A 25,695-nucleotide genomic window follows, 5' to 3' on the forward strand; every position below is an offset into this window, starting at 1 on the left:
TTAACTTTATGGTTTTCTTATTTCACCAATATGAAACCACCACCCAAGCAGTCAAACCCAAAAGCAATACTGACAACACCCGATAATTTTGATACCAAGCTAAATTTTGTAAGTCGCGTGTTTCAGCATCATAAAACTCTTTTGTCCAAATTAGATCTGTCTCTATAGTCGGTGTTTTGCTCATTAAACTGACAATTATAGCAGTTATTAAGCTTATAATAAACAAAATTGGTGCAACATACAGAAAATGAATTGTTGTCCATTCAAATACTACATTTATCAGAAAAAATATTAATCCAATAATACCACCACTTACAAGTGCTATAAATGCTCCATTAGCATTAGCTCTTCGCCAAAAAAGCCCTAAAATAAAAATCGCAACTACAGGTGATACTGCATAAGCTAAAATTTGTTGTAAGTAATTAAATAGTGAATTAAAGTTTGCTATTTGTGGTGCCCAGATTACTGCAAGTAACATAAATATAAATGTCACTAATTTCCCTATCGACATCAGTTGCTTATTATTCATTTCTGGGCGCAGTTTATGAACAAAATCCATAGTTACTAAGCTTGATGCTGAATTTAGAGTAGAATCAATAGTTGACATTATAGCTGCTATTAAGCCAGCTAATACTAAACCTAAAACACCAATTGGTAACAAGTTAAAGACTAGAGTGGGATAAGCTAAATCTTGATTTGGCAAATCTGGGTATAATATACGGGCTATTAAACCGGGAAAAACCATGATAAATAATATAGATAATTTTAAAAAACCGGCAAATAAAACTCCCCATCTGCCATGATTAAGATTTTTAGCACTTAAAACGCGCTGAGTAATAGCTTGATTGGTTGCCCAATAGTAGAAACCTAATAAAAAAACACCTGTAACTAAACCTAACCAAGGCATATTAGGATCATCTAAGGGGCGAATTAAGCTGAGATGTTCAGCTGGTGTAACAGCTAATACTGCATCCCATCCACCTACTTGTGATAAAGCTAATATAGTTAAAATTACTGATCCTATTAATAATAATACTGCTTGAGCAGCATCAGTATAAATAACAGCGGCTAAACCTCCAGCAATAGTATAAATACCAGCTATAAGTGCTAATAAACCAATACTTATCCACAGCGGTATCTCAGGAAATATTAGCGTCATGATTAAACCACCAGCATATAAACTACCAGCGGTATCTACAAGAATATTAAGAAATAAAGTCAGAATAGAAAAATAATAACGCGATCTAACATCAAAGCGTTTTTCTAAAAACTCAGGAACAGTATAAATTTTAGCACGCAAATAAAATGGTAATAGAAAAATGGCAAAAACCACCAATACTACTGCTGCCATCCATTCATAATTATAAACAGCAATGCCGCTAGAATAAGCATTACCAGCCAATCCGACTAAAGTCGTACTAGAAATATTAGAAGCAAATAGAGAAATTCCGATAAAAAACCATGTCATGGAACGTCCAGCTAAAAAATAATCAGCGGCGTTTTGATGCTTCTTAGAAAGTTTTAATCCTAATCCTATTATAAATAGGATATAAATTGCGATGATGCTTAAATCAATTAGTGTTATGTTATAGGTTGACATATATTTGCCACTTCAATAAGGTTTTGATCTGGATCTCTGAAATAAAATGAAATAATTGAACCAGTTGCACCAGTTCTTGCTACTGGACCCTCGATTATTTCTACGCCTGTACTCTTAACATGTTCCATAGCTTCTTCCAATTTGGTATCAGTAATAAAGCATAAATCTTCTGAACCGGGAGTTGGTTGATTTGCTTTTGGTTCAAATTCTTTACCTTGTTCATGAAGATTTATCTTTTGATTAGCAAATTTTAGTGCAATTCTACCTTCAGCAAAAGTTTCGGCTACCATACCAAGAACTGATTCATAAAACTTAATTGTTACATTAATATCCTTAACCGTTAGAACTATGTGATCAATATTGGTTATGTTCATGTTTTTCTTTAGACAAATCTATTAATTCTAAATTCATCAACATTATTAATACTAAGCTTTTGATCTAACAACATTTGAGACACAATTTTACCTGAGCCAAATGCTGGTTGGAAACCATGCGCACTATATCCAAAGTTGTGTATCACAGTTTCATATTTGCTACTTTTAGAGATGATAGGAATTTTATCTTCACATATCGCTTCAATTCCACCCCAGCTTCTAACAATTTTAGCATTTTTTAGTTTTGGAAAAAGTTCAGTAGCATTGCTAACATTGCGTGCTATTTGAGTAAAATCTACTATTGTTTCATTGGTTTCTAAATTTAATGATCCTTTAAATGCCCCGCCTATCATTAGCGAGCCGTTGGAAAATTGCTTTAATGACAGAGCCCGCCTTTGAAAACCAATAACTGGTTTTAAAAATAGGTCTATTTTGGATGTGATGCTAAGTAAAAGGCAGACTGCTTCAAAAGGGACATCTTCACCAAACATTTTGGCGATCTTATCACCCCAAGCTCCAGCACAATTGATTATATACTTGGCATTAAATACATCTTTATCTGTTGTAACTTTCCAAGAAGTTTTATCATCTCCTTTTATATCTAAAACTTTCTCGCCTTCTCTTATAGATACACCATATTTAATCGCTTTGTGTTTTATAGCGACAGTAGTTTTAAAGGGATTTGCATGACCATCGTCTTCTACTAAAATCGCACCCAGTGCTTTATCTGATACATCAGGAACGAAGTTTTTTAGAGTACTAGTATCTATTAATTGTTCATGTTCAAAGCCCATAGCTTTTACTTGTTCGACTCTATTTTTAGAAAACTCTAAAGCCTCTTCATCCATTGCAATTTTAATTTGTGGTACTTTTTCATATTCGCAATCTTCATCTAAAAAGCTATCTAACTTATGCCAATACTCTTTCATAGAAAAATCAGACAATTCAAGTTCTCGAAGATCTCTACCTAATCGTCTAACTCCACCAGCATTAACTCCAGAAGCATGGCGACCACAATAATCTTTTTCTAAAACAAGAACTTTTAAACCATTGTCTGCAAGATTGTAAGCAACACTACAGCCTTGAATGCCCCCACCAATTACTATTGCATCATAACTATTCATATTCTACTAAGCTTCCCATCTCTTCTATTCCAATTGGTTTAATTGGTGATCTAATTTTCAAATATTTTAATTCTTCTATAGGTGTATTTGTATGTTTTGAGATAACTTCCAGTAAAGTTAATCCACAGAATCTTGATTGGCAACTTCCCATACCACATCTAGTAAAGCTTTTTATGCTATTGGTTTCTTTACAGTTCCGTTCTAAACCATTCTTTATCTGTTTTAATGTTACTTCTTCACATCTACAAATAATTACATCATCATCACTTGGAGATAAAAAATTTTTATGAGGTAAATATAAGGTGTTTAAAAAATCTCTGATTTGCATATGAGATTTTAATTGTTTTTGATATGTAGTAACTTTTTGAATTTTATTAAAATCATTTAATATTTTATTCGCCGCAATTTTTGCTTCTACTATAGCAACATCAACACCCCTAATACTCTTGCCATCTCCTACAACAAATATATTATCAACTGAACTTTGCATAAATTCATCAGTTTTGATATTTACAGTTCTTGTTGCTTTAGAATATTCATAATCACATCCAACTTGCAGTTGTAAGTTGATATTTGGAGCTAATCCATTATGTATAAAAGCTATATCAGTATCAATTTTGACTTGCTTTGAACCTTTTTTAAATACTACAGTTTTTAGTTCATCATCACCTTCAAACATAAGTTCATCTACAAAATGATAGACTTTTAACTTATGTTTTCTAAATTTGGCAAAGAATCCTAGTGCCTTGATAAAAAACCCAAATTTCAATAATGCTTTTGGCAGATGCTTAGCGGCTTTAAAATAATTATTTAAAGGAGTTGTATCTATAACTGCTTTAATCTTGGCTCCAGAATCTAAATATTGAGAAATAACATAGTAAAATAGTGCGCCACTACCTATAAAAACTGCATCATCTTTTACAATCAAAGATTCTTTTAAAAGAATTTGTGCAGCAGTTGTTCCAATAACTCCCGGAAGTGTCCAACCTTTTACAGGAAATGGTCTCTCTAAGGAGCCAGTTGCTATCAGTATTTTTTTAGCTTTTATTTTATAAGATGTGCCTTGTTGTGAATAGTAAATCTCTAGTTTTGGATTAATGTTCCAAACATAAGAATTATTTATGTAGCTAATTTTATTTAAATTTATCTGTTTGATTAAGTCGAATCCTTTTAGATAATCCTGTTCAAAAAAATCGGTTTTTGTACTATTTTTTTGAACTTCTTTATATATATGTCCACCTAGAGTTGAACTGTCATCTAAAAGGGCAATCTTTAAGCCATAACCTTGTAAATTAATAGTAGCTTGAATTCCAGCGGGTCCAGAACCAACAATAACAACATCATATATCTCTGTATCAGGCATCTTCTTCAATCTCCATTCCTTCACGAAGTTTAGTTCTACAGCCTTGAATTGCTCTAACTCCATCTATTTTGACTAAGCACTCAAAACATACCCCCATAAAACAAAAACTTCCTCTTGGGGTATTTTTGCCAAATGTTTTTCTATTGGTTCTAATGCCATTAGCAAATAGTGCTGCTGCAATACTATCTCCTTCTTTGGCTTTGTATTTTTTATTGTTAAAGCTAAAAGATATATCTTTACCTTTATCAATTAATCTGGTCATTAATTTTCCTTTTTGCCTATTAAAGACAATACAATATACCCATTAAATAATATAGTCAAGCATCAACAATGTTCAACACTGTGGCATAAAAACTGCTAGGCTCGTATTTTGATCCATCAATTTTAAGGAATGCAAATATGACAAACAAAATACAAAGCCTTTATCTTTCACAAGAAGATCTTCTTAAAGCAGGATGTTTTGATATGCGTCTGGCTATATCTACAGCAGAAGCTGCAATACTTGCTTTTCAAGAAAAAAAGATCCTTTTTCCTGATAAAATTGTCCAAATATTTTACAAAAATAGTCAAGATAGGATTAACTGCTTACCTGCCACCCTTTTGTCAGAAAAAATATGTGGTGTTAAATGGGTATCAGTTTTCCCCGGCAACCCTCAAAAATACGGAGTTCAAAACCTTTCTGCTGTAATGATTCTTTCCGAGATTGAGAAAGGCTTCCCACTCGCATTTATGGACGGAACACTATGTTCAAATATGCGCGTTGGTGCCATGGGCGCAATTGCAGCCAAGCATTTTGCACGGCAGGATTCTAAGAGTATCGGTTTTATTGGAGCAGGGGAGCAAGCCAAAATGCAGTTTATAGCCATGAAGACAGCAGTGCCTTCGATTGAAGAATGCCGAGTATCAGCCAAATATGACTACGAAGAACAGCAGTTCATTAAAGAAATGAGTGCTATTTTTCCAAATATACATTTCATCGCAGCAAACACAAAGGCACAGGTTGCCATAGAAGATGCTGACATCATTGTTACTGCCACAAGTACACAGGCGCCTCTACTTAAAGCAGCATGGATGAAGCCCGGAGCTTTCTACAGCCATGTAGGCGGTTGGGAAGATGAATATAATGTTGCAAAACAATGTGACAAGATAGTTTGTGATGATTGGGAAAATGTTAAGCACAGAACACAAACTCTCAGCCTCATGTATAAAGATGGAGAACTAGCGGACAGTGACATTCATGCAAACTTAGTTGATGTTTTGACTGGAGAAAAAAGCGGGCGTGAGACAGATGAAGAACGAATCTACTTCAATGCTGTTGGCCTTGCTTATGTCGATGTTGCTATTGCTCATGCGATGTATAAGCGTGCCAAAGAAGCAGAAGCAGGACAGAATCTCAACATTCAAGAATCTATGATATTCCAACATGAAGAGCTAAAAGATTGGATACGGGTGTAGCAATAATTTAGCTATAATTCAAATTTGGGGACACTTCATGAGGAGGCACATATACTGTTTCCTGTCCTTGCTTGGTTCCCCATTCGGAACGATACATCATCCAAAGAAAGTTAGTTTTTATCCACGTCATTCTGTCAAAACTAAACTGCCCTCCAAAATATCCATTCTCTCCTTCGGCGGAATTACTTCTACATCATCAGTCAAAGTAAACATATGAACAGGGCGATAATCAATCTTAACTTTGCCTTCAGCATTTTTCCATTTAAACTTAAACGTGCGCGTTCTTGAGCGTGCCATTCTGCTGCTTCTTGAATGTACAAAATCGGCATTTGAGTTACAGTTTCATATAAATATTGTTCAAGTATCTTACGTTTACGTGAAACTGGTAAGCGTTGGCAACCAAATAGCAATTCATGCCAAACTAAGGTAGCTGTTGCAAGTTCATCTTGATGTTGTTCAAGTTTGTTTAATATTTGTTGATTTGGTTTAGGACGTATTGGTTCTGAAAGAACATTAGTATCAAGTAGATACTTTACATAAAAATACCTCACGCCCTGTACTGCGATTACGTACATTATAAAAAATGTATTCATCTAATTCAAAGTTTGTTATATAATAGTATTGATTATATCAAACCTTTGAGATATTTTTGCCGTTCTTCTTTGTTAAATTTTTCAATAGCATATCTTAACATAGTTCTTGGCATTGTTTTATAATACAATTTCAAGAATTCAGTTTCTTTCAATAAATTTCTCTTGCCAATTTCTCTTAACATCCATCCTACCGCTTTATGAATTAAATCTTCTTGATCATTTAGTAACAGCTCTGAAATTTGTAATGTTTCTTCAAAATCATGATTTCTAATGAAAGTAAATGTGGACATAATTGCTATTCGTCGTTTCCATAGACAACTTGACTTAGATAGTTCATGCAATATGGATTTATCCTTATTATCTAGGTACTTTCCAACAATATGTGGAGCAGTTGTATCAACTAAATCCCAGTTATTTATATACTGTGTGTTAGCCAAATAGATTTTATAAATTTGATTCTGCTGATCAGCATTAGCTTTAGAAAATTGCTCAACTAAAACAAGTAATGCAAATAGACGAATTTCATGATAGTTGGATTGTAAAAGTTTTTGTGTAACTTCTAATGAAGTATTTTTATACTTCTTGACAGTTTGACGAATCATTGGAACTCGAATACCCAGAAATTTATCACCATATCCATATTCTCCCTTTGCAGTTTTAAAAAAATGCTGAGAATGCTTGGCTATTTCTGGATTGGATAAACTGTGTAGGTGATCAAGTATGGTTTGATATATCATAAAATGGATAAACTAATAAACCCTCTCTTTAGGCGGAATTACTTCAACATCATCAGTCAAAGTAAACATATGAACTGGGCGATAATCAAGTTGAACTTTGCCTTCAACATTTAGCCATGCTAAACTGTGTTTTAGCCAGTTTTCATCATCGCGTTTTGGATAGTCTTCACGGGCATGGCTGCCTCTACTTTCGGTGCGATTTAGAGCTGAATTCATGGCTACTACTGCTTGCCCGCGTAGGTTGTCTAGTTCCAAAGTTTCAATTAAGTCAGAATTCCAAATTAGTGATCTATCTGTAACTTTTACATCACTAAAGCTATTATAAACTTGTTCAATTTTATCTACGCCTTGTTCCAGACTTTCTTGAGTTCTAAATACTGAGGCATGGTGTTGCATTACAGTTTGCATATTCTGGCGAATTGCTGCGGTATTTTGATTGCCATTGGCATAGCGTAATTTATCTAAGCGTTCTAAAGCTTCTTCACCAGCATTTTTAGCTAATGGTTTGTGTGGAGCTTTGCGTGCCATAATTTGGGCACAACGTATTGCTGCCGCTCTTCCAAATACTATGATGTCGAGTAAAGAATTAGAACCTAAACGATTGGCTCCATGAACTGAGACACATGCGCATTCTCCAATTGCCATTAATCCGGGTATTACTCGATCTTTCAGTGTCACTACTTCGCCATAGTGATTAGTAGGAATGCCGCCCATATTATAATGAACTGTCGGTAAAACTGGAATTGGCTGTTTAGTAACATCAACCCCTGCGAAAATTTTGGCTAATTCAGCAATTCCGGGTAATCGTTCACTAATTATTTCTGAACTTAGATGTTCTAGGTGTAAATGAATATAATCTTTATGTTCTCCAAAGCCACGCCCTGCACGTAATTCCATAGTAATAGCGCGACTTACAACATCACGTGAAGCCAAATCTTTAGCATGAGGAGCATAGCGTTCCATAAATCGCTCACCCTCAGAATTCATTAAAAATCCACCTTCTCCGCGCACACCTTCACTAATTAAACATCCAGAACCATAAATACCTGTTGGATGAAATTGTATAAATTCCATATCTTGTAATGGCAAACCAGCACGGAGTGCCATTCCATTGCCATCACCAGTACAAGTATGAGCAGAAGTACAAGATAAATAAGTACGCCCATAACCACCAGTTGCCAACACCACCATATGGGCACTAAAACGATGAATAGTTCCATCAGCCATATTTAAAGCCATGACTCCGCGACAACTACCATCATCATCCATAATTAAATCAAGTACAAAATACTCAATAAAAAATTCGGCGTGATGTTTCAGTGATTGCTGATAAAGAGTATGTAAAATAGCATGACCAGTTCTATCAGCGGCAGCGCAAGTGCGTTGAGCAGTGCCTTCGCCATAATTAGTAGTCATACCACCAAATGGACGCTGATAAATTTTACCATCCTCAGTACGTGAAAATGGAACACCATAATGTTCCAATTCAATAACTGCTGGCACTGCCTCACGACACATATATTCAATAGCATCCTGATCACCCAACCAATCAGAACCCTTAACAGTGTCATACATATGCCAACGCCAATCATCCTCACCCATATTACCCAATGAAGCACTAATACCGCCTTGAGCGGCAACAGTATGACTACGAGTAGGAAAAACTTTGGTAATACAAGCAGTTATCAAGCCCTTTTCTGCCATACCCAAAGTAGCACGTAAGCCGGCACCACCAGCACCGACAATAATTACATCATAACGATGATCTATAATTTTATAAGACATTAGGAATTATTAAATGTATTCTCCGCAAATAACTCTAACGGAGTTAAACCTGACAGGTTTTTAAAACCTGTCAGGTTTGTTTAAAAAGTTGACAGGGTTATTTATTACCACCTTTTTTCATGACTTTCCCTTGTGCAGCGCGTTGTTTACGCAATTCTTTTGGATCTGCAATCAATGGGCGGTAAATTTCTACACGATCTGATTCTCGTAGTTGCGTTTTTAGGCTACAAGGTTTACTAAAAATACCTATCTTCTTTAGTTCAATTTCTGGAAATTTGCTTAAAATATCCGACTTTTCAATTGCTTCTTCTGCTGTGCAGCCACTTGCAACTTTTAAAGATATAATCATTTGTTCTTCAGGTTTTGCATAAGCTACTTCTATATCAATGGTGTTATTTTCCATGTATTTCATTAGCTCGGTTTATAAAACCATCAAGTAAACTGCTACAAATTTTAGTAAAAACTGGTCCCAAGCTCATATTTAACAGTCGATTTTTAATTTCAAAGTCCAGATTTAAAGATATTTTACAGCCTTCATTACCTAGTTGATCAAATTTCCAAGCACCAGATAAATGATCAAATGGTCCATTTACTAGCGACATTTGAATTGTTTTATTGGGTGTAAGGATATTTTTGGTGGTAAAACTTTGCTGTAAACCAGCCCCCCCCATTTGAATGCTTGCAACTATTTCTGAATCTGTTTGAGATATTAATGTAACTGATTTGCACCAAGGTAAAAATTTTGGATAATCCTTAACATTATTAACTAAATCAAACATTTCAGAACAGTTGTACGGCACTAAAGCCGTTTTATTAATATGCTTCACTAAAAGATTCCGATTGCATTTAAAAATACTAAAGTTACTGCCAATGGAATGATATAACGTAATAGGAAGTTCCAGATTTGATAGCCGAAATTTTGCGCTGATACTTTTAATTCGCTGGTAACATCTTCGGATTTCATCAACCAAGCAACAAATATAGCCATTAATATTCCGCCTAATGGCAACATGATATTACTGGTAACATAATCTATGAGTTCAAACATATTCATTGAGAATAGTTTGAATTCGCTCCATTCATTAAATGAAAATATAGTTACAAATCCAAGCAACCAAGTCGCTATACCAATTACAATTGTAGCACTTACACGAGCGCATTTACCAGTTTCAACTAGCCATGCAATTGCGGGTTCAATTAATGATATTGCTGAACTTAATGCCGCTAATGTTAATAACAGAAAAAACAAACTGCCAAATATATTGCCAAATGGCATTTGTCCAAATGCTATTGGTAAAGTTTGAAATACTAATCCAACTCCAGCATTGGGTTCTAAACCATTACTAAATACGATTGGGAATATAATCAAGCCTGCTAAAATTGCAACTAAAGTATCAGCGAAAGCAACTATTGCGGTTGTTTTAGCAATCGAGGCGTCTTTTGGTAAATATGCACCATAAACCATAATGGCACCCATACCCAAACTCAAGCTAAAAAAGGCTTGCCCCATTGCCACTAATATGCCTTTGCCACTGAAATTTTCACCATCTGGATAAAAAAACTTGTTGAAATTTATATCAAACATAAAATGCACACCATCCATAAATTTTGGTGTGCTGATAGCATATGCTAATAACATTATTAATACAACAAATAAAGCAGGAATCATGAATTTAACAGCGCGTTCTAAACCGCCTTGTACTCCACGGGCTAATATTATGATGGTAACAAGCATGAATATGCTATGTAGAATTAAGAGATAGGTGGGATTACTGGTTAAATCAGTAAATATTGATTTTATAGCTGCGGGGGTATTATTTGTGGCAAATGTACCTGATGCTGAATTCCAAACATAATCTAAAGTCCAACCTGCGATGACACTATAATATGATAAAACTAGAAAACCAGCTATCACACCTAACCAACCTAATAATTGCCATAATCGAGATTGCCCAGCTTCTTTAGCAAGATTGCGCATACTAGCAACTGGGCTACCAGCACCACGTTTTCCTAATAGAACTTCTGCCATCATAATGGGTAAACCCATTAAAACTACACATATTAAATAAATAATAACAAAGGCACCGCCTCCATATTCTCCTGTTAAATAAGGAAATTTCCAAATATTACCTAAACCAACCGCTGAACCAATCGCGGCAAGTATAAAGCCCATTTGAGATGACCATTGATTCTGTATATTCGTTGTCATATTATTTGCTCTATTAAAATTAATGATATAATCATAGTAAGTTTAGCAAAAATACAACCATTATGAAAAAAAAATCTAAAATACCCAGCAGTACAATTGGTCTAAATAAAAAATCGCGCTTTGATTATTTCTTAGGTGATCGCTTTGAAGCTGGTATCGCTTTACAAGGTTGGGAAGTAAAAAGTTTACGTGCTGGGAAATTGCAATTGAATGATACCTATGTGCTTATGAAAGATAATGAAGCATGGTTACTAGGTGCAATAATTACCCCTTTACCTACTGCTTCTACGCATATTCATCCTGAATCACAACGTACTCGTAAATTACTTTTACATCGTTCTGAATTAACTAAACTGTTTGAGATTGTAGAACGTAAAGGTAATTCATTAGTACCAACTGCGATGTATTGGAAAAAGGGATATATCAAATTAGAATTTGCTGCCGCTACAGGTAAAAAAGACTATGATAAACGTGACACTGAAAAGAAACGCGATTGGGATCGTGAGAAAGAACGTTTATTTAAGCATTAATTGTCAGGTTTAATTTGACGAATTTGGCAAGATTCTAAGTCTAGCGGTAATTTATCTCCAGAAGTTTCTTTTAAGATTTGACAGATTTTTTGCATTTTATCATCAATATTATGAATATCATCCAGCATATTATTAATAGCATATTGCATTGGGTCAATATCTGAAGTATCTTGAGGCATTCCATAAGCGTCAAAAATTTTATGATTTTTATCAACTTTAACAATACGCCCGGGAATACCAACAACTGTTGCGCCTTTGTCACATACAGATTTTACTACTACTGCATTTGAACCAATACGTGTGTCATCGGCAATATTAATGGGTCCTAATACTTTTGCGCCTGCGCCCACAACTACATTATTACCTAATGTAGGATGACGCTTACCTTGTTGCCATGAAGTACCGCCTAAAGTTACACCATGATAAAGTGTGCAATCATCACCAACTGTTGCAGTTTCACCAATCACAATACCCATACCATGATCAATAAAAAAGCGTCGTCCAATAGTGGCACCGGGGTGAATTTCTATTCCTGTCAACCACCGACTAAAGGTAGAAAATATGCGTGCTAACCACAGAAAGCCAGCATTCCATAAGCGATGATTAAAACGGTGCATTAAAATCGCATGTACTCCCGGATAAGTTGTAAGGATTTCAAATTTATTGCGAGCAGCAGGATCGCGATCAAATACACAATTTATATCTTCTTTTAAATTTTTTAACATATTGATTATAATACTTTACTATTTTAGTATATTATGAAATAATTATACTACTTTCAATTTATTATAAAATTATATAGACTAAGAGTCTAGGTTATTTTAACCTAGATCACACAGAATTAGTAATTTTATATATAAGGAAGGAGTTGGTATGGCTCATGTTGTCGTATTAGGTGCAGGTACAGGCGGAATGCCCGCAGCTTATGAAGCAAAAGCGGAATTAGGTAGAAAACATGAAGTAACTGTTATTAATGCCGCTGAATATTTTCAGTTTGTGCCTTCTAATCCATGGGTTGGAGTAGGTTGGCGTAAACGTAAGGATATTACTTTTAATATTGAACCAGCTTTAAAAAAGAAAAAAATCAATTTCATTGCTCAAATGGTGACTCAGATTGAGCCAGATAAAAACCGTTTGACTTTAGAAAATGGTGAAAGTGTTGATTATGATTATTTAATCGTAGCAACTGGACCTAAATTAGCGTTTCATGAAATAGAAGGTACTGGACCAATTGATGGTCATACTCATTCTATTTGTACTATAGATCATGCTGAAAAAGCCCATACTGGATTTAAGGAATTATTAGATAATCCCGGTCATACCATCATAGGTGCAGCTCAAGGTGCAAGTTGTTTTGGTCCAGCTTATGAATATGCTTTGACTATAGATACTGCTTTACGTAAGAAGAAACGTCGTGATAAAGTTCCTATGACTTTTGTTACATCTGAACCTTATATTGGTCATTTAGGCTTAGGTGGTGTAGGTGATTCAAAAGGCATGTTAGAAGCTGAGATGCGTCAGCGTCATATAAGTTGGATTACTAATGCTAAAGTTCTAAAAGTTGAAGCTGGCAAGATGTTTGTTGATGAACATGATAGACATGGTAATGTAATTCAAAATCATGAATTACCTTTTAATTATTCAATGATGTTGCCTGCATTTAAGGGCGTGGATGCAGTTGCTGCAATGGAAAATCTGTGTAATCCACGTGGTTTTATCAAAGTTGATCAATATCAACGTAATCCTACTTATAAAAATATTTATGCAGTAGGTGTATGTATTGCGATTCCTCCAGTTGAAGTAACACCTGTAGCAACAGGTACACCAAAAACCGGTTATATGATTGAGTCTATGGTGACTGCTGCGGTGCATAATATTGAGCATGATCTCAAAGGTGAAGAAGCTGAAAAATTAGGTACTTGGAGTACTATCTGTCTAGCTGACTTTGGTGATACTGGTGCTGCATTTGTGGCGATTCCACAAATTCCACCACGTAATGTTACTTGGGCTAAGAAAGGTAAATGGGTACATTTAGCTAAAATAGCATTTGAGAAATATTTCATACGTAAGATGAAGAAAGGTAGTTCAGAGCCTATATATGAAAAATATGTTCTCAAAATGATGGGTATTAAACGTTTAAAATAAGAATTAGACCTGTCAGGTTTTCAAAACCTGACAGGTCTGATTTTCAATATATAGTAAAATATAAGCCAATTTAGTTTTAGTTAATACAAAAGCTGATACAACTCCAGCACTATTGGCAAGCATATCAACCCAATCTCCATGTCTTACTCCACCTAATCCTTGTAGTATTTCTAATAACAATCCTAATATTAAAAATGCTATCAGATACAACCAACGCTGTTTATTGGTATGATAAATCTGTGCAAACCAGCCCATTAATGCAAAGTAGGCAATAAAATGTCCAAATTTATCATTAGGTAGGGCATCCATAATATCTGTTGGTGGTGCCATTAAAGAAAGTGCTATGACTGTAATGATTAGGCTCATGCCTATGCTAAGCCATAAGGTTTTATAACGTAAAGTTTGTTTCATGATTATTTAAAACTTATATAATTATCAATAGAAAAATTCCAAACAATATTCTGTAGATACCGAATGCAACAAATGTAAATCGTTGTAAAAACACTATAAATAGTTTGATGGTCAAATATGCCACTACAAAAGCTACGATAAAACCGATTATAAATGCAGTTAAATCAGCACCGAGAAACTCATCATAGTGCTTTAACAAATCATAGCCACTAACTGCCATCATTACAGGAATTGCCAATAAAAAAGAGAACTCTGTTGATGCTTTACGGTTGACTCCTGAAAGCATTCCGGTGATAATTGTGGCACCAGCTCTACTGGTTCCGGGAACTAGTGACAGAACTTGTCCAAATCCAATCAATAATGATTGACGCCATGTTACATCATCAATATCTTTAGCTTTAGAATTTTCTTCTTTATGAAAATATTCAACAATCAAGAATATTATACCGCCAATAATAAACATCCATGCTACAGTTGAGATAATAAAGATTTCTTTGATCCAATCTTTCAATAAAAATCCAATAATGGCAAGAGGTAAAAATGCGACGATTATTTTTGTCCAAAGATTAATTTCTTTGATATTTATCTTATCTCTATACAATAACATTACAGCTAATATAGCGGCAAATTGTATGATAACCTCATATGCTTTGAATACAGCAGTCTGTTCTATGCCTAAAAACTGACTTGCAACAATCATATGACCAGTTGAAGAAATAGGCAGAAACTCTGTAAAACCTTCAATAATACCTATTATTATGGCTTGTAAAATATCCATTCATTTATATCCAATGTTAAGTTAATTAAATCCAAATTTAGTTGTAGCAAAAGCCAAGCCACATCTTTATTATATATAAATATATCATTTTTGTTTTACAATTTCCCACACTACTCGTTCAAAGCTAACTGCTACCACACTAATTAGTTGTAATCGCAAGCCTTTATATTTTGATTTTAGGCGCGTTTGATAATCTAGTAGTTGTTGTTCAGATTCGGCAAGTTTCTCCTTTACGGTTTTTAATTGCTTTAATTCTTCTATACTTCGTTGTTTTACTTGTTCGCGTTCTGATGTTTGAGGTAAAACCATCTCAAAAATTCGCTCTACATAAAGTTTCTAACATTTCATCAACACTAAGGTAGGATTATAAATCAATTCCTGAACTCTTTCTAAACCTCGCCCACTAGCAGCTGACTTTACTGTTTTGAAAAATGTTTTGGCGTGGGATTTTTGCCAATGGCTAAATTTCCAAATAATGTTTCAAAGTCATCAGCTTTGGCGACATCGTAGTAATTTTCTAGCATTGATAAGAGCAAAACTTTTACCAAAGCGGCGGGGGCGCAGGAATAGTATTTGATGCCCTGCTTGTTCAATTAATCGAATATGTGAACTGCGATCTACAAAAAAATAGTTTTCAGTTCTGATTAGATGAAAGTCGCTAAATCCGTAGGGAAATTTTAACATGGATTCTCTCTTGTGATTTTTTTTAGACCAGACAGGTCTTTCAAATATATATGGAATAGCATTTGCTTCAATACAACAATTAAACTTCCTTTAAGGTATATCCTATGAAAAGTGTAATCTTATTATTCTGTATTTTTACTGTTTCGGTTGTTTCAGCGGCTGATTTAGTCTTCACTCCTGCCAATCCTAAAGTTGAAATTAATCAGAAAATTAATTTATCTGTTTCTGGCACTAGTAGTGAAATTAAATGGACTCCAATTAATGGCAAAATTCAGGGTTCTGGTTCTCAAGTAACTTATATCGCGCCTTCTGATGTAGGTATTGATGTAGTTACTGTATTAGATGCTGCCGCTAATGTTGGTACTGTAAAAATTACTATTATTCCTACAGTGTCTTTAGAAAATCCTAAATGGCAAGTTTTTACTAATCGAAATGAAGTTCAAGATATAGTTTTATCTAAGGATAACACAACTTTATGGATAGCTACTGAAGGTGGGCTTGAGCAACGCGATGCTAAGACTGGAACATTAAACAAATTCTTTACTAATTTAGATGGTCTGCCAAGTAATCAAATTACCGCGCTTGTCATTGCTGATGATGGTAATTTATGGTTGGCTAGTGGTACAGAATTAGTTCGTCTAAACAACAATAAGTTTGAATCAGTTAATAAATTTAAAGCTAAAATTGCTGCTTTGATTAGCGATGGAAATGGCGGATTATGGATAGCAACTTTTGGTGCTGGGCTGGTTCATAAAAATACTAGCTTGACAACTTATAATAATTTACCTAGTCAGAACATTACATCCTTATTAAAAAATCAAGATGGTTTATGGGTAGGCACTGATAAAGGTTTAGCCCATTTGAATAATGAGAATTATTTGCCAAATAATAAGATTAATGCTCTATTGTATAACAAGGATGGTTTATGGGTAGGAACTGATGACGGTTTAGTTCATTTTAAGTCTAAAAAGCGGTTTATGCCAAATAAGAAAATTATTAGTTTGGCTAGTGATGATAATGATGAATTATGGTTAGGAACTTTAAATCAAGGCTTAATTCATATGAAAAGCACTAGTCAATTTTTAACCCTCAATCAAGACAATTCCAAATTACCAAATAATATTATTAACGCTTTGATTAGTATTGATAATAAATTATGGATTGGTACTTGGGGTGCTGGTTTAGTTCAACTGTTTGATGATAAATGGTTAATTTTAAAAAATAAATTAGGATTGCCATATACTCAAATATCAGCATTAGCTAGCGATAATAACGGTGGAGTCTGGGCTGGCAATATTAATAGTCAGAATATTACTCATATTGATAATCAGGGAAAATTAAAGGTAATTACTCATGATAATTCTAAACTATCAGTTAATGCTAAAGTTTTTGCTCTTTTAAATCAACAAGCTGATAATGGTGTTTGGTTAGCTACCAGTGAAGGTTTAGCTTTTATTACAGCTAATGATCAATGGTTTTTAACCAAAACTAATAATATTTTTAGTCTTGATGATGATGGGCGTGATGGATTATGGCTTGGTAGCTTAGGATTAACTCATGTAAGTGGTCATACTTCTTTGTTTACGCCTATTAATATGAAACAGTTTGCTAATAAAAACATTAGCACTATTGCCAGAGATGATAGCGGCAAATTATGGCTAGGAACAGTAAATAGTGGCATAGCTGAATACAATACTAATGATGAAACATGGCGATTTTTCAATACAGATAATTCTAATTTACCATCCAACGCAATTACAGACTTAGTCACTGTTCCCAATGGTGGCTTATGGGTAGCAACTGAAGCTCATGGTTTAGCTTATCTAAATAGCCAAGCGAAATGGCAAATTTTTAATAGCAACAATTCCGATTTACCAAATGATAATGTTACCAGTTTGCTTAGTGATGGTAGTAATGGTTTATGGATAGGAACTTTAAATGGCTTGGCTCATCTCAATGCGAATTTTAAATTCACGATTTTTGATCAACAAGTTTTGGCTTTAGCCAGTGATGGCAATAATGGTTTATGGATAGGGGGCATGGGCTTAGCTCATCTGAGTTTTTCTCAAACAACTAAAGTTAATAATACAGCTATTATAATAGCTGGTAATGATAAAACCAGTCAAACTATAAGTAATAAAATTTATCAAGTTCTACAACAAGCAGGTTTTTCTAATGAAACTATTGATTATTTATCTCCCAATTTATGGACAGATATAAATGCAGACGGCTTAAATGATCATATTGTTGATGCCCCAGTTAATCTGAATAATCTACGTAATGTTTTATCTAAACAGCCGCTTTATTTATTTATAATTGGGCAACAAAATTTAAAAGCATCTGAATTGAAACCATTATTAGATGATAAAGTAGTAATAGTGGTTGATGGTGCAAATTTGAATTCTATTGCAAGCATTAGCAGTACATCAGATAATGAATTAGCCTATTTTGATCGACAACATCAACAAGGCTTTAGTAGCTTTTTTGCTAATGCACTATTAAAAGGTAAAAATTTTGCTGAAGCTTTTGAAGAAGCTAAACAAGCACAACAACAAATGCTAGGACATTTATCACAAAATCCACAAATATTTAATGAGGAATCACTAAGCAAGATTTCTCTAAAAAATAATACAGCAGTCAGCGACTTAAAAATTGAAGCAATTGACAAATTAACTGCTAAAGTCAGCCTTAGTAAGGGGCGTATTAATCGTGTTTGGGCAGTATTAATACCTCCAAAAGTAAAAGCAATCATAGATAACAAAGGCAATACTATTTTACCAATTCCACATTTAAACCTGACTCCTAGCAACACAAATGAATGGCAAACTAATTGGAATCAAGCAATTTACAATGGCGACTATCATATTACATTCTATGCTGAAGACAATGCAGGCAATTTAGCTATCAGTAAATCAATAATAATGAACATAAGCAATGGTATAGAAGCACCAGAACAAGCTGAAATAAAACTAATTTTAGACAAACAGAAAGATCAATTAAAAGCTGAAATCGTTGAACAATTAGGCTGGGGTTATGACTTATATGCCGCTGTAATATTACCAGACGGACAATTTATAACATTTAAAAACAGCAATGATCTAATGCCAGCAAATAAAGTGCAACACTGGCAAGGCGATAGAACACCAAATAAGCGACAAATCTTATTATATTTACAATTACCTAAAGATTTAGCCGCTGGTGAATATTGCTTATATGGAATATTATCTCCAGAAAAAGCAGCAGTTTTAGAAAATATCAAATTATGGGTGCAGGATAAATTGTGTATAAATCTTGGTAAATAAAGTAGGGAATTCTTTTTAATGGAATTAAGACTTTAGGCCCATACTCTCACAAACAGGCCATTTCAAATATTCTTTTAAATGTTTTTCAATACTAACATCAATAAAAATTATGACTAAATTTAAGTTAATAAATACTATGCTTTTATTTGCTGTATTAAGCTGATAACAAAGGAATCTTTGATGCTCAATTGCAAGAAAAAACTAAACTTAAAAACCAACTTTAACATCACTTGGTTGCATTATATGATGGAACAAATGAAAAAATTTTTATCAATGGTATAATTGATGATCTTAGAATCTACAACCGTGCCTTATCAGAATATGAAATTAAGCAACTCTATAAAATGGAACAACAGTAGCTCATAGGGTGTATCCCGCAATAGGTTTGGAGTGCCTTATTGCACTCCAATATCAAGCAATTTACCACCTAAGTAGAAAATTTTACACACATATTTTCTATCTGTTATATATTCTGTAGCTTGGGCTTAGTGTCGGGTTTTAGACCTGTCAGGTTTTTAAAACCTGACAGGTCTGATATGATATAGTATAAAAAATTCCTATTTCACCTCAAGGAAAAAAAATGCAATATCCCTTAGCAGAAAAAATCGGCAATCCTGATTTACTGGTAGGTCGTGAATCAGAATTTAAAGTAATTATATATTGGTGGGATAGGTTCATACCTCTTAAATTAAGTATCCTTTCTGTTAAGAAACTTTTGCGTACCTACTTATCAAGTACAATCTTTATGGATTCGATAATGCTCATTAGTCCATTTTACATGAACCTATCCCACTATTGAATTTCGGGGCTTACAAGATGGTACACTCAAGTATTTAATTTCTGAATTTAAAGCGCAAATTGAAAACTTGAAGACTGAGAATAATAAATTGCGCGGCTTGCTAAATAATATCAATAATAGGTATAATTTTTGCCAAGACTATCAAGATAAATATTTTATAAGGAAAAGTTATCTTGAATGTGCAGTCTGATCTGAAAAAATTAGCGTTTAGTAGTTCTATCTGGGTGATGATTGATACTGTGATTGGACAAGGTTTACGCTTTGTTAGTAATGTTATTCTAACACGATTATTAGCCCCTGAAGTATTTGGTTTAATGGGGATTATTAGTGCTGTGCTAACAGGTTTAACCATGTTTTCTGATGTTGGATTAAAACCAAGTGTCATTCAAAACCCCCGTGGTGAAGAACCAGCGTTTTTACGCACTGCATGGACTATTCAAGTTATTCGTGGGGTTTTACTGAGTTTAGCAGCCGCACTATTAGCATGGCCAATAGCATTATATTATAATGAACCTAGTTTAGTTTTATTAATTGCAGTCGCTGGAGTTACCGCCATAGTAGCAGGCTTTGAGTCAACATGGTTGTTAGTGTTATCGCGTCGTATGAATATTGGTAAAATGACAGTTTTAGAGTTATCTGCTTATATTGTCAGTCTAGTTGTGATGGTTAGCTGTGCTTGGTATTTTAATTCAATTTGGGCATTGATTGTCGGTGAATTTACTAGTGCCATTTTAATATTAATTTTTAGTCATACTCTCTTAGCTGGATTAACTATGAGCTTTCAATGGGAAAGTACAGCAGTTAAAGAGTTAATCCATTTTGGTCGTTGGATATTTATAAGTACAGCTTTGACTTTTTTAGTTTCTAGTCTTGATATATTTATTTTAGGAAGTTTTGGTGGTTTGGCGGTATTAGGAATTTATATTTTAGCTAAAAATCTATCGCGTGTAGCAATTACTGCTTTACTAGAATTATCTTCAACAGTATTATTCCCGGTATATTCTCGTCTTGCTGAACAAGGATTTGACACTTTGCGTGATCAAACATTTAAAACACGAGCTTTATTATTATTAGTATTTTTACCTCCACTGTGGTTAATGGTTTTTCTAGGAGATGATTTTATTCACTGGGTTTATGATGATCGTTATGCAGATGCTGGTTGGATGTTACAAATTTTAGTAGCTGGTAGTATAGCAAGCGCGATAATAGCGACGATTAGCCCAGTATTATTAGCGGTTGGTAATTCATTTAAAAATCTGATTTTTACTGCCAGCCAATTAGGTTTTCAAATTATAGGAATGGCTGTAGGAGCTTATTTAGCAGGAATTGAAGGCTTTATAATTGGTATTGCAATAGCGGAAATATTCTGTTATCCAGTATTGGTGTATCTGATACTTCCTTATAAGGTATGGCTACCCATGCTGGATATGATAGCTTTTGCTAGCTCATTTATTGTTGTTGGATTGGCTTTTTATAAATTTTGAAGATTAAACCAAACCTGACAGGTTTTTAAAACCTGTCAGGTTTTATCAATAGCTAAACATTAAACCTAAAGTGCATTACATCTCCATCTTGCACTATATATTCTTTGCCTTCTAGTCGCCATTTGCCTGCTTCTTTGGCTCCTTGTTCGCCTTTATTCGCTACAAAATCATCATAGGCAATTACTTCTGCTCTGATAAAGCCTTTTTCAAAGTCAGTATGAATCGCGCTGGCGGCTTTTGGGGCTGTTGCTCCGTTGAAAGTTGTCCATGCACGCACTTCTTGTACTCCGGCTGTGAAAAAAGTTTGTAGCCCTAATAAATTATAACCAGCTTCAATTACACGATTTAATCCCGGCTCGGTTAAGCCCATATCTTTTAAAAATTCTTGTCTTTCTTCGGCATCTAACGAAATTAATTCTGCTTCGGTTGCAGCGCATACTGCTACTAGTTGAGCATTTTCTTTAGCCGCTAGTTCGCGCACTTTATCTAAATGTGGATTATTTTCAAAACCGTCTTCGGCTACATTGGCAATATATAACGTCGGTTTTGCGGTTAATAAATGTAAATCATATAATAAACTTTGTTCTTCTTCATCTAATGATCTAATTGGTAAAGCTTGATTTAGCAGTTTATTAGCTTTTTCATATAGCTCTTTTAAAGCTACAACTTCTTTTTTATTACCACTTTTTAGGGTTTTATTTACTTTTTGCATTGCGCGATCAACGGTATCTAAATCTGCTAACGCTAATTCAGTATTAATCACCTCAATGTCATCCAAAGGATTAATTTTACCTGCTACATGAATTATATCGTCATCTTCAAAGCAACGTACTACATGCGCAATTGCTTGAGTTTCACGGATATTAGCTAAAAATTTATTACCTAAACCTTCACCTTTAGATGCTCCTGCAACTAAACCAGCAATATCAACAAATTCCATGGTGGTAGGAATAGTTTTTTTAGGTTTCACAATCTCAGTCAATAGATCTAAGCGTTTATCAGGTTTCTGTACAATACCAATATTAGGATCAATGGTACAAAAAGGGTAATTTTCGGCTTGTATATCCGCATTTGTTAAAGCATTAAATAATGTAGATTTTCCTACATTAGGTAAGCCTACAATACCACATTTAAATCCCATTATATTTTTATGCCTTTCATTAAATTATAAATTCATTTTCTTAAATTGAAACTCTGGAATAGTCTTAATAATCAACATTATCCATTTCCATATCCATTTGGTATAAAGCACATTTTTTCCATTTTGTTGGGCTTTATAAATATCTGTTGCTACATCTTCAGGCTTAGCAGTCAACTTCTTAGGTAAATCCATGCCTTCGGTCATTTTGGTTGCTACAAAACCCGGTTTAACTGTAAGTACATGCACATTGGCAGCATAAAGTCTATTTCTAAGCCCAGATAGATAAGTAGTTAATGCCGCTTTGGCTGAACCATATATATAATTACTTTTTCTGCCTCTATCACCAGCCACTGAACTTATAGCTACTATAAATCCACTTTTGCGCTGTTCAAAATCATTAGCTATGATGTTAATAAAATGCACCACGCCAGTATAATTAGTATCAATGATCTTCTGGGTTTCAGACAATTCACCAAGATAACCAACCGCTGAAATTATGCCTAATGGTTTCTCTTCCAAACCATCATAAATAGATTTATGAGATATATAATCTAATATATCCAATTCAATACATTTAACCTTTCTATCAAATCGTATTGTTATATCATTAGCAAATGTTTCTAATTCACTTACATTTCTAGCCGCTAAATAAAGATCATATCCATGCTTAGCATATTCTCTAGCAGTAGCTTTTGCTATGTCGCTTTTGGCACCGATTATCAGTACATAACTCATGTTATATCACCATTTTATAATATATTTACATATTATTTTATAATATATAAATAAATATATCAGAATACCAAATTTTTGTACATTTGTTATAATATAATTTTATTATTAATAGGAATAAAAATTATATGAAAACACTCATGTTTGTTAGTGTATTTATTGCTTTATTGCTGACAGGTGGTAAGGTAATCGCTGAAGATGAGCCAAAAGTAGAAATGGGAATTTCTGAATATAGTCATACAGATCAAGATCATATTCAGAAAACTCCAAAGGAAAGTAAATCTACAACTGATCATTCCAAGCTCAAAGAATTACAAGGTCCATTTTCAAGCGGACCAGAAGTCACCAAAGCCTGTCTTAAATGTCATAATAAGGCTGGGCACCAGTTTATGAAAAATAAACACTGGACTTGGAAACATACACATCCTAAAACAGGTCAAAAGTTAGGAAAAGGTGTGCTGATTAATAATTTCTGTACTAACGCTAAAGGCAATGAGGGCATGTGTGCCCAGTGTCATGCTGGTTACAATATGACAGATTCAAACTTTGACTTTAGCAATCAGGAAAATATGGACTGTCTGGTTTGTCATGAATCAACTGGAACTTATTATAAGACCCCAACAACAAAAGGGAATAAATCCTGTTCTGTCATGTTTGAAGGTAAGCCACCTATTGAATGGGCGAAGGTAGCGCAAAGTGTCGCAATGCCTAGTCGCAATAATTGTGGTAAATGTCATTTTTATGGTGGCGGTGGCGATAATGTCAAACATGGTGATTTATCCTCTGTATTGTTGAATCCACCCAAAGATGTTGATGTTCATATGAGTGCCGATGGTGAAGATTTTACCTGTGTTACATGTCATGTTGGTGAAGGACATGAATGGGCTGGTAGTCGTTATGAAATGTTAGTTAATGATAAAGTAGGTACTGGTAAACCGGGTATGCCGCGTGAAGTGGCTTCCTGTGAAAGTTGTCACAGTGCTTCACCACATTCCACCAATACAATAGCAGGGATTAAACTTAATAATCATACCAAAGTGGTAGCTTGTGAAACTTGCCATATTCCAGAAATAGCCAGAGGTGGAGTTGCCACTCAAATTGATTGGGATTGGCGTACTATGGGCAAGCTTAAAAATGGCGAAGGTTTTAAGCTTAAAGAATATACACAAGGTGATGGTCATCATCGTGCTACCTATAAATCAATTAAAGGAACATTCACTTATGCGGAAAATCTCGAACCCATGTATGCTTGGTTCGATGGCACTATGCGCTATATAACCATTGATACTAAATTTGATCCCTCTAAAGGTCCAATAGATATCAATAGTTTTTCTGGTTCTCATGATGATCCAAATTCACGTATCTATCCTTTCAAACGTATGCACACAACCATGCCCTATGACAAAGGTAATAATACCTTGGTTTATATGAACTTATGGGGCAATGATGGCAATGCTTTGTGGGGAACTTATGATTTTAGTAAAGCGATTGAAACTGGAATGAAAAAAAATGGTATCCCTTATAGTGGAGAATGGGGTTTTATTAAAACTTATTCTTATTGGCCTATCAATCACATGGTTGCACCTAAAAAAGATGCCTTGGAATGTGCAGAATGTCATTCAAAAGCAGGACGACTTAGCCATCTTAAAGGCTTTTATATGCCCGGAACTGGCAACAAATTACTTGATATAATTGCTTTATTAGCTATTTTGGGAACACTCGGTGGTGTTTTGGGTCACGCAACTTTACGCAAAATAACCAGCAGCAGGAGAAAAAAATAATGTCTCATACAGTAAAACTACGAGTTTTTAAACGCTTTGAAAGATTATGGCACTGGAGTCAGATGGCACTTATTTTTACTCTGATATTCACGGGTTTTGGCGTTTATGGCGTTCATGATTTAATTAGTTTTAGCGATGCTGTCACTATACACACAGGATCTGCACTTATCCTGTTAGTAATTTGGGCTTTTGCAACCTTCTGGTTATTTACAACCGGAGAATGGCGGCATTATATCCCGACTAGGAAACATTTTATAAAAGTTGCGCGTTATTATGCCTTTGGAATTTTCAAAGGTGAACACCACCCTTATATAAAAACCTACCGCCGCAAGCATAATCCACTGCAAGCATTAACTTATCTAATGGTTAAGACTGTGATCTTTCCTGCGATCTGGATATCAGGTATAGCCTATCTGCTGATAAGCTTTGGCTTAGGCGATTTCTTAAGTGGTATTGGGATAGGATGGATAGCACTGATTCATACCCTATCAGCTATTGCGATTGTGATGTTTGTCATTGCCCATGTCTATCTACTCACGACTGGGCATTCTTTTGTAGAACACGTCAAACCAATGATTACTGGTTATGATGACGTGGATTTAACGGATGAAGAACTAGCTTATTTACGGGCTAATGAGCCAAATACAATCAAAGAATAGCTATGATTT

General features: G+C 34.5%; 26 protein-coding genes. 7 read left to right on the top strand and 19 right to left on the bottom strand.

Annotation, left to right across the window (positions count from 1 at the left end):
- Positions 1–22: 22 nt before the first annotated feature.
- From BHU68_RS05135 to BHU68_RS05155, 5 genes are read right to left on the bottom strand one after another with little or no spacing between them, the layout of a single operon-like run.
- A complete protein-coding gene (locus BHU68_RS05135) occupies positions 23–1,600 on the bottom strand; it encodes a sodium:solute symporter (protein WP_069470119.1) in 1,578 nt (525 codons plus the stop codon).
- Positions 1,582–1,974, bottom strand: coding sequence for a VOC family protein (locus tag BHU68_RS05140; RefSeq protein WP_069470222.1), 393 nt, complete (start codon positions 1,972–1,974; stop codon positions 1,582–1,584). Before BHU68_RS05140 ends, BHU68_RS05135 begins: the two co-directional genes overlap by 19 nt.
- Before the next feature lie 8 nt (positions 1,975–1,982).
- Positions 1,983–3,098: an NAD(P)/FAD-dependent oxidoreductase gene (locus BHU68_RS05145; RefSeq protein ID WP_069470118.1), complete on the bottom strand. Its 1,116-nt coding sequence runs from the start codon at positions 3,096–3,098 to the stop codon at positions 1,983–1,985.
- Complete coding sequence (locus BHU68_RS05150) at positions 3,091–4,461, bottom strand: FAD-dependent oxidoreductase (protein WP_069470117.1); 1,371 nt, start codon at positions 4,459–4,461, stop codon at positions 3,091–3,093. Before BHU68_RS05150 ends, BHU68_RS05145 begins: the two co-directional genes overlap by 8 nt.
- On the bottom strand, positions 4,454–4,723 hold the full coding sequence (locus tag BHU68_RS05155; protein ID WP_069470116.1) for a (2Fe-2S)-binding protein: 270 nt from the start codon (positions 4,721–4,723) through the stop codon (positions 4,454–4,456). Before BHU68_RS05155 ends, BHU68_RS05150 begins: the two co-directional genes overlap by 8 nt.
- 137 nt (positions 4,724–4,860) lie before the next feature.
- Between BHU68_RS05155 and BHU68_RS05160 the strand changes: the two genes are divergently transcribed.
- Positions 4,861–5,916 carry an ornithine cyclodeaminase family protein gene (locus BHU68_RS05160; RefSeq protein ID WP_069470115.1) on the top strand — a complete coding sequence of 352 codons (1,056 nt, stop codon included), beginning with the start codon at positions 4,861–4,863 and terminating at the stop codon, positions 5,914–5,916.
- Between the two features lie 7 nt (positions 5,917–5,923).
- Here the strand turns inward: BHU68_RS05160 and BHU68_RS18270 are convergent, their stop codons facing one another.
- From BHU68_RS18270 to BHU68_RS05190, 7 genes are all read right to left on the bottom strand, one after another.
- A complete protein-coding gene (locus BHU68_RS18270; protein WP_216092858.1) occupies positions 5,924–6,046 on the bottom strand; it encodes a DUF4291 family protein in 123 nt (40 codons plus the stop codon).
- 70 nt (positions 6,047–6,116) lie between these two features.
- Positions 6,117–6,509 (bottom strand): PIN domain-containing protein, encoded by a 393-nt coding sequence (locus BHU68_RS05165; protein ID WP_083234245.1) that lies wholly within the window; start codon positions 6,507–6,509, stop codon positions 6,117–6,119.
- A 32-nt stretch (positions 6,510–6,541) separates the two neighbouring features.
- On the bottom strand, positions 6,542–7,246 hold the full coding sequence (locus BHU68_RS05170; RefSeq protein ID WP_083234244.1) for a DNA alkylation repair protein: 705 nt from the start codon (positions 7,244–7,246) through the stop codon (positions 6,542–6,544).
- Between the two features lie 12 nt (positions 7,247–7,258).
- Positions 7,259–9,031 (bottom strand): succinate dehydrogenase flavoprotein subunit, encoded by a 1,773-nt coding sequence (sdhA, locus tag BHU68_RS05175; protein WP_069470113.1) that lies wholly within the window; start codon positions 9,029–9,031, stop codon positions 7,259–7,261.
- A 97-nt stretch (positions 9,032–9,128) separates the two neighbouring features.
- Positions 9,129–9,443, bottom strand: a complete 315-nt coding sequence (locus BHU68_RS05180) for an RnfH family protein (protein ID WP_320409034.1) — start codon at positions 9,441–9,443, stop codon at positions 9,129–9,131.
- Entirely contained in the window at positions 9,424–9,858 is a 435-nt protein-coding gene (locus BHU68_RS05185) for a type II toxin-antitoxin system RatA family toxin (RefSeq protein WP_083234243.1), read from the bottom strand. The genes BHU68_RS05180 and BHU68_RS05185 overlap by 20 nt, the downstream gene beginning before the upstream one ends.
- Complete coding sequence (locus tag BHU68_RS05190; protein ID WP_069470111.1) at positions 9,858–11,240, bottom strand: sodium-dependent transporter; 1,383 nt, start codon at positions 11,238–11,240, stop codon at positions 9,858–9,860. Before BHU68_RS05190 ends, BHU68_RS05185 begins: the two co-directional genes overlap by 1 nt.
- A 62-nt stretch (positions 11,241–11,302) precedes the next feature.
- On the opposite strand from BHU68_RS05190, the gene smpB reads away from it, so the two are divergent.
- The gene (smpB, locus tag BHU68_RS05195; protein WP_069470110.1) at positions 11,303–11,770 is read left to right on the top strand and encodes an SsrA-binding protein SmpB; all 468 of its coding nucleotides are present in this window, start codon (positions 11,303–11,305) and stop codon (positions 11,768–11,770) included.
- Here smpB and cysE read toward each other — a convergent pair.
- Positions 11,767–12,495 carry a serine O-acetyltransferase gene (gene cysE, locus BHU68_RS05200; protein WP_069470109.1) on the bottom strand — a complete coding sequence of 243 codons (729 nt, stop codon included), beginning with the start codon at positions 12,493–12,495 and terminating at the stop codon, positions 11,767–11,769. The genes smpB and cysE overlap by 4 nt on opposite strands.
- 148 nt (positions 12,496–12,643) lie before the next feature.
- On the opposite strand from cysE, the gene BHU68_RS05205 reads away from it, so the two are divergent.
- On the top strand, positions 12,644–13,915 hold the full coding sequence (locus tag BHU68_RS05205) for an NAD(P)/FAD-dependent oxidoreductase (RefSeq protein WP_069470108.1): 1,272 nt from the start codon (positions 12,644–12,646) through the stop codon (positions 13,913–13,915).
- Positions 13,916–13,927: 12 nt separating this feature from the next.
- Here the strand turns inward: BHU68_RS05205 and BHU68_RS05210 are convergent, their stop codons facing one another.
- The 4 genes from BHU68_RS05210 to BHU68_RS16280 all read right to left on the bottom strand — a co-directional run bounded on the left by BHU68_RS05210 (position 13,928) and on the right by BHU68_RS16280 (position 15,788).
- Complete coding sequence (locus tag BHU68_RS05210; protein ID WP_069470107.1) at positions 13,928–14,326, bottom strand: VanZ family protein; 399 nt, start codon at positions 14,324–14,326, stop codon at positions 13,928–13,930.
- 13 nt (positions 14,327–14,339) lie between these two features.
- The gene (locus BHU68_RS05215) at positions 14,340–15,104 is read right to left on the bottom strand and encodes an undecaprenyl-diphosphate phosphatase (protein WP_069470106.1); all 765 of its coding nucleotides are present in this window, start codon (positions 15,102–15,104) and stop codon (positions 14,340–14,342) included.
- Positions 15,105–15,188: 84 nt separating this feature from the next.
- On the bottom strand, positions 15,189–15,413 hold the full coding sequence (locus BHU68_RS05220; RefSeq protein WP_069470105.1) for a hypothetical protein: 225 nt from the start codon (positions 15,411–15,413) through the stop codon (positions 15,189–15,191).
- Between the two features lie 180 nt (positions 15,414–15,593).
- On the bottom strand, positions 15,594–15,788 hold the full coding sequence (locus BHU68_RS16280) for an AAA family ATPase (protein WP_069473042.1): 195 nt from the start codon (positions 15,786–15,788) through the stop codon (positions 15,594–15,596).
- A gap of 104 nt (positions 15,789–15,892) precedes the next feature.
- On the opposite strand from BHU68_RS16280, the gene BHU68_RS05225 reads away from it, so the two are divergent.
- Positions 15,893–19,090, top strand: a complete 3,198-nt coding sequence (locus BHU68_RS05225; RefSeq protein ID WP_069470104.1) for a ligand-binding sensor domain-containing protein — start codon at positions 15,893–15,895, stop codon at positions 19,088–19,090.
- Positions 19,091–20,068: 978 nt separating this feature from the next.
- Entirely contained in the window at positions 20,069–21,373 is a 1,305-nt protein-coding gene (locus BHU68_RS05235; RefSeq protein WP_253180944.1) for an oligosaccharide flippase family protein, read from the top strand.
- Positions 21,374–21,425: 52 nt separating this feature from the next.
- On the opposite strand, the gene ychF is transcribed toward BHU68_RS05235, so the two are convergent.
- Complete coding sequence (ychF, locus tag BHU68_RS05240) at positions 21,426–22,514, bottom strand: redox-regulated ATPase YchF (protein WP_069470101.1); 1,089 nt, start codon at positions 22,512–22,514, stop codon at positions 21,426–21,428.
- A 24-nt stretch (positions 22,515–22,538) separates the two neighbouring features.
- Positions 22,539–23,249 carry an SDR family oxidoreductase gene (locus BHU68_RS05245; protein ID WP_069470100.1) on the bottom strand — a complete coding sequence of 237 codons (711 nt, stop codon included), beginning with the start codon at positions 23,247–23,249 and terminating at the stop codon, positions 22,539–22,541.
- 125 nt (positions 23,250–23,374) lie between these two features.
- On the opposite strand from BHU68_RS05245, the gene BHU68_RS05250 reads away from it, so the two are divergent.
- Both BHU68_RS05250 and BHU68_RS05255 read left to right on the top strand, forming a co-directional pair.
- Entirely contained in the window at positions 23,375–25,027 is a 1,653-nt protein-coding gene (locus tag BHU68_RS05250; RefSeq protein ID WP_069470099.1) for a tetrathionate reductase family octaheme c-type cytochrome, read from the top strand.
- Positions 25,027–25,686, top strand: a complete 660-nt coding sequence (locus tag BHU68_RS05255; RefSeq protein ID WP_069470098.1) for a cytochrome b/b6 domain-containing protein — start codon at positions 25,027–25,029, stop codon at positions 25,684–25,686. Before BHU68_RS05250 ends, BHU68_RS05255 begins: the two co-directional genes overlap by 1 nt.
- The last annotated feature ends 9 nt before the right edge of the window (positions 25,687–25,695 follow it).

Source organism: Candidatus Marithrix sp. Canyon 246, from assembly GCF_001723685.1.
Lineage (GTDB): Bacteria > Pseudomonadota > Gammaproteobacteria > Beggiatoales > Beggiatoaceae > Marithrix.

Coding starts and splice junctions, on each gene's coding strand:
- BHU68_RS05205 (WP_069470108.1), top strand. CDS start 12,644: ATGGCTCATGTTGTCGTATTAGGTGCAGGTACAGGCGGAATGCCCGCA.
- cysE (WP_069470109.1), bottom strand. CDS start 12,495: ATGTTAAAAAATTTAAAAGAAGATATAAATTGTGTATTTGATCGCGAT.
- BHU68_RS05220 (WP_069470105.1), bottom strand. CDS start 15,413: ATGGTTTTACCTCAAACATCAGAACGCGAACAAGTAAAACAACGAAGT.
- BHU68_RS05210 (WP_069470107.1), bottom strand. CDS start 14,326: ATGAAACAAACTTTACGTTATAAAACCTTATGGCTTAGCATAGGCATG.
- BHU68_RS18270 (WP_216092858.1), bottom strand. CDS start 6,046: ATGACGTGGATAAAAACTAACTTTCTTTGGATGATGTATCGTTCCGAA.
- BHU68_RS05140 (WP_069470222.1), bottom strand. CDS start 1,974: ATGAACATAACCAATATTGATCACATAGTTCTAACGGTTAAGGATATT.
- smpB (WP_069470110.1), top strand. CDS start 11,303: ATGAAAAAAAAATCTAAAATACCCAGCAGTACAATTGGTCTAAATAAA.
- BHU68_RS05160 (WP_069470115.1), top strand. CDS start 4,861: ATGACAAACAAAATACAAAGCCTTTATCTTTCACAAGAAGATCTTCTT.
- BHU68_RS05170 (WP_083234244.1), bottom strand. CDS start 7,246: ATGATATATCAAACCATACTTGATCACCTACACAGTTTATCCAATCCA.
- BHU68_RS16280 (WP_069473042.1), bottom strand. CDS start 15,788: ATGTTAAAATTTCCCTACGGATTTAGCGACTTTCATCTAATCAGAACT.
- BHU68_RS05255 (WP_069470098.1), top strand. CDS start 25,027: ATGTCTCATACAGTAAAACTACGAGTTTTTAAACGCTTTGAAAGATTA.
- BHU68_RS05155 (WP_069470116.1), bottom strand. CDS start 4,723: ATGACCAGATTAATTGATAAAGGTAAAGATATATCTTTTAGCTTTAAC.
- BHU68_RS05135 (WP_069470119.1), bottom strand. CDS start 1,600: ATGTCAACCTATAACATAACACTAATTGATTTAAGCATCATCGCAATT.
- BHU68_RS05150 (WP_069470117.1), bottom strand. CDS start 4,461: ATGCCTGATACAGAGATATATGATGTTGTTATTGTTGGTTCTGGACCC.
- BHU68_RS05245 (WP_069470100.1), bottom strand. CDS start 23,249: ATGAGTTATGTACTGATAATCGGTGCCAAAAGCGACATAGCAAAAGCT.
- BHU68_RS05250 (WP_069470099.1), top strand. CDS start 23,375: ATGAAAACACTCATGTTTGTTAGTGTATTTATTGCTTTATTGCTGACA.
- BHU68_RS05225 (WP_069470104.1), top strand. CDS start 15,893: ATGAAAAGTGTAATCTTATTATTCTGTATTTTTACTGTTTCGGTTGTT.
- sdhA (WP_069470113.1), bottom strand. CDS start 9,031: ATGTCTTATAAAATTATAGATCATCGTTATGATGTAATTATTGTCGGT.
- BHU68_RS05215 (WP_069470106.1), bottom strand. CDS start 15,104: ATGGATATTTTACAAGCCATAATAATAGGTATTATTGAAGGTTTTACA.
- ychF (WP_069470101.1), bottom strand. CDS start 22,514: ATGGGATTTAAATGTGGTATTGTAGGCTTACCTAATGTAGGAAAATCT.
- BHU68_RS05165 (WP_083234245.1), bottom strand. CDS start 6,509: ATGAATACATTTTTTATAATGTACGTAATCGCAGTACAGGGCGTGAGG.
- BHU68_RS05145 (WP_069470118.1), bottom strand. CDS start 3,098: ATGAATAGTTATGATGCAATAGTAATTGGTGGGGGCATTCAAGGCTGT.
- BHU68_RS05180 (WP_320409034.1), bottom strand. CDS start 9,443: ATGAAATACATGGAAAATAACACCATTGATATAGAAGTAGCTTATGCA.
- BHU68_RS05190 (WP_069470111.1), bottom strand. CDS start 11,240: ATGACAACGAATATACAGAATCAATGGTCATCTCAAATGGGCTTTATA.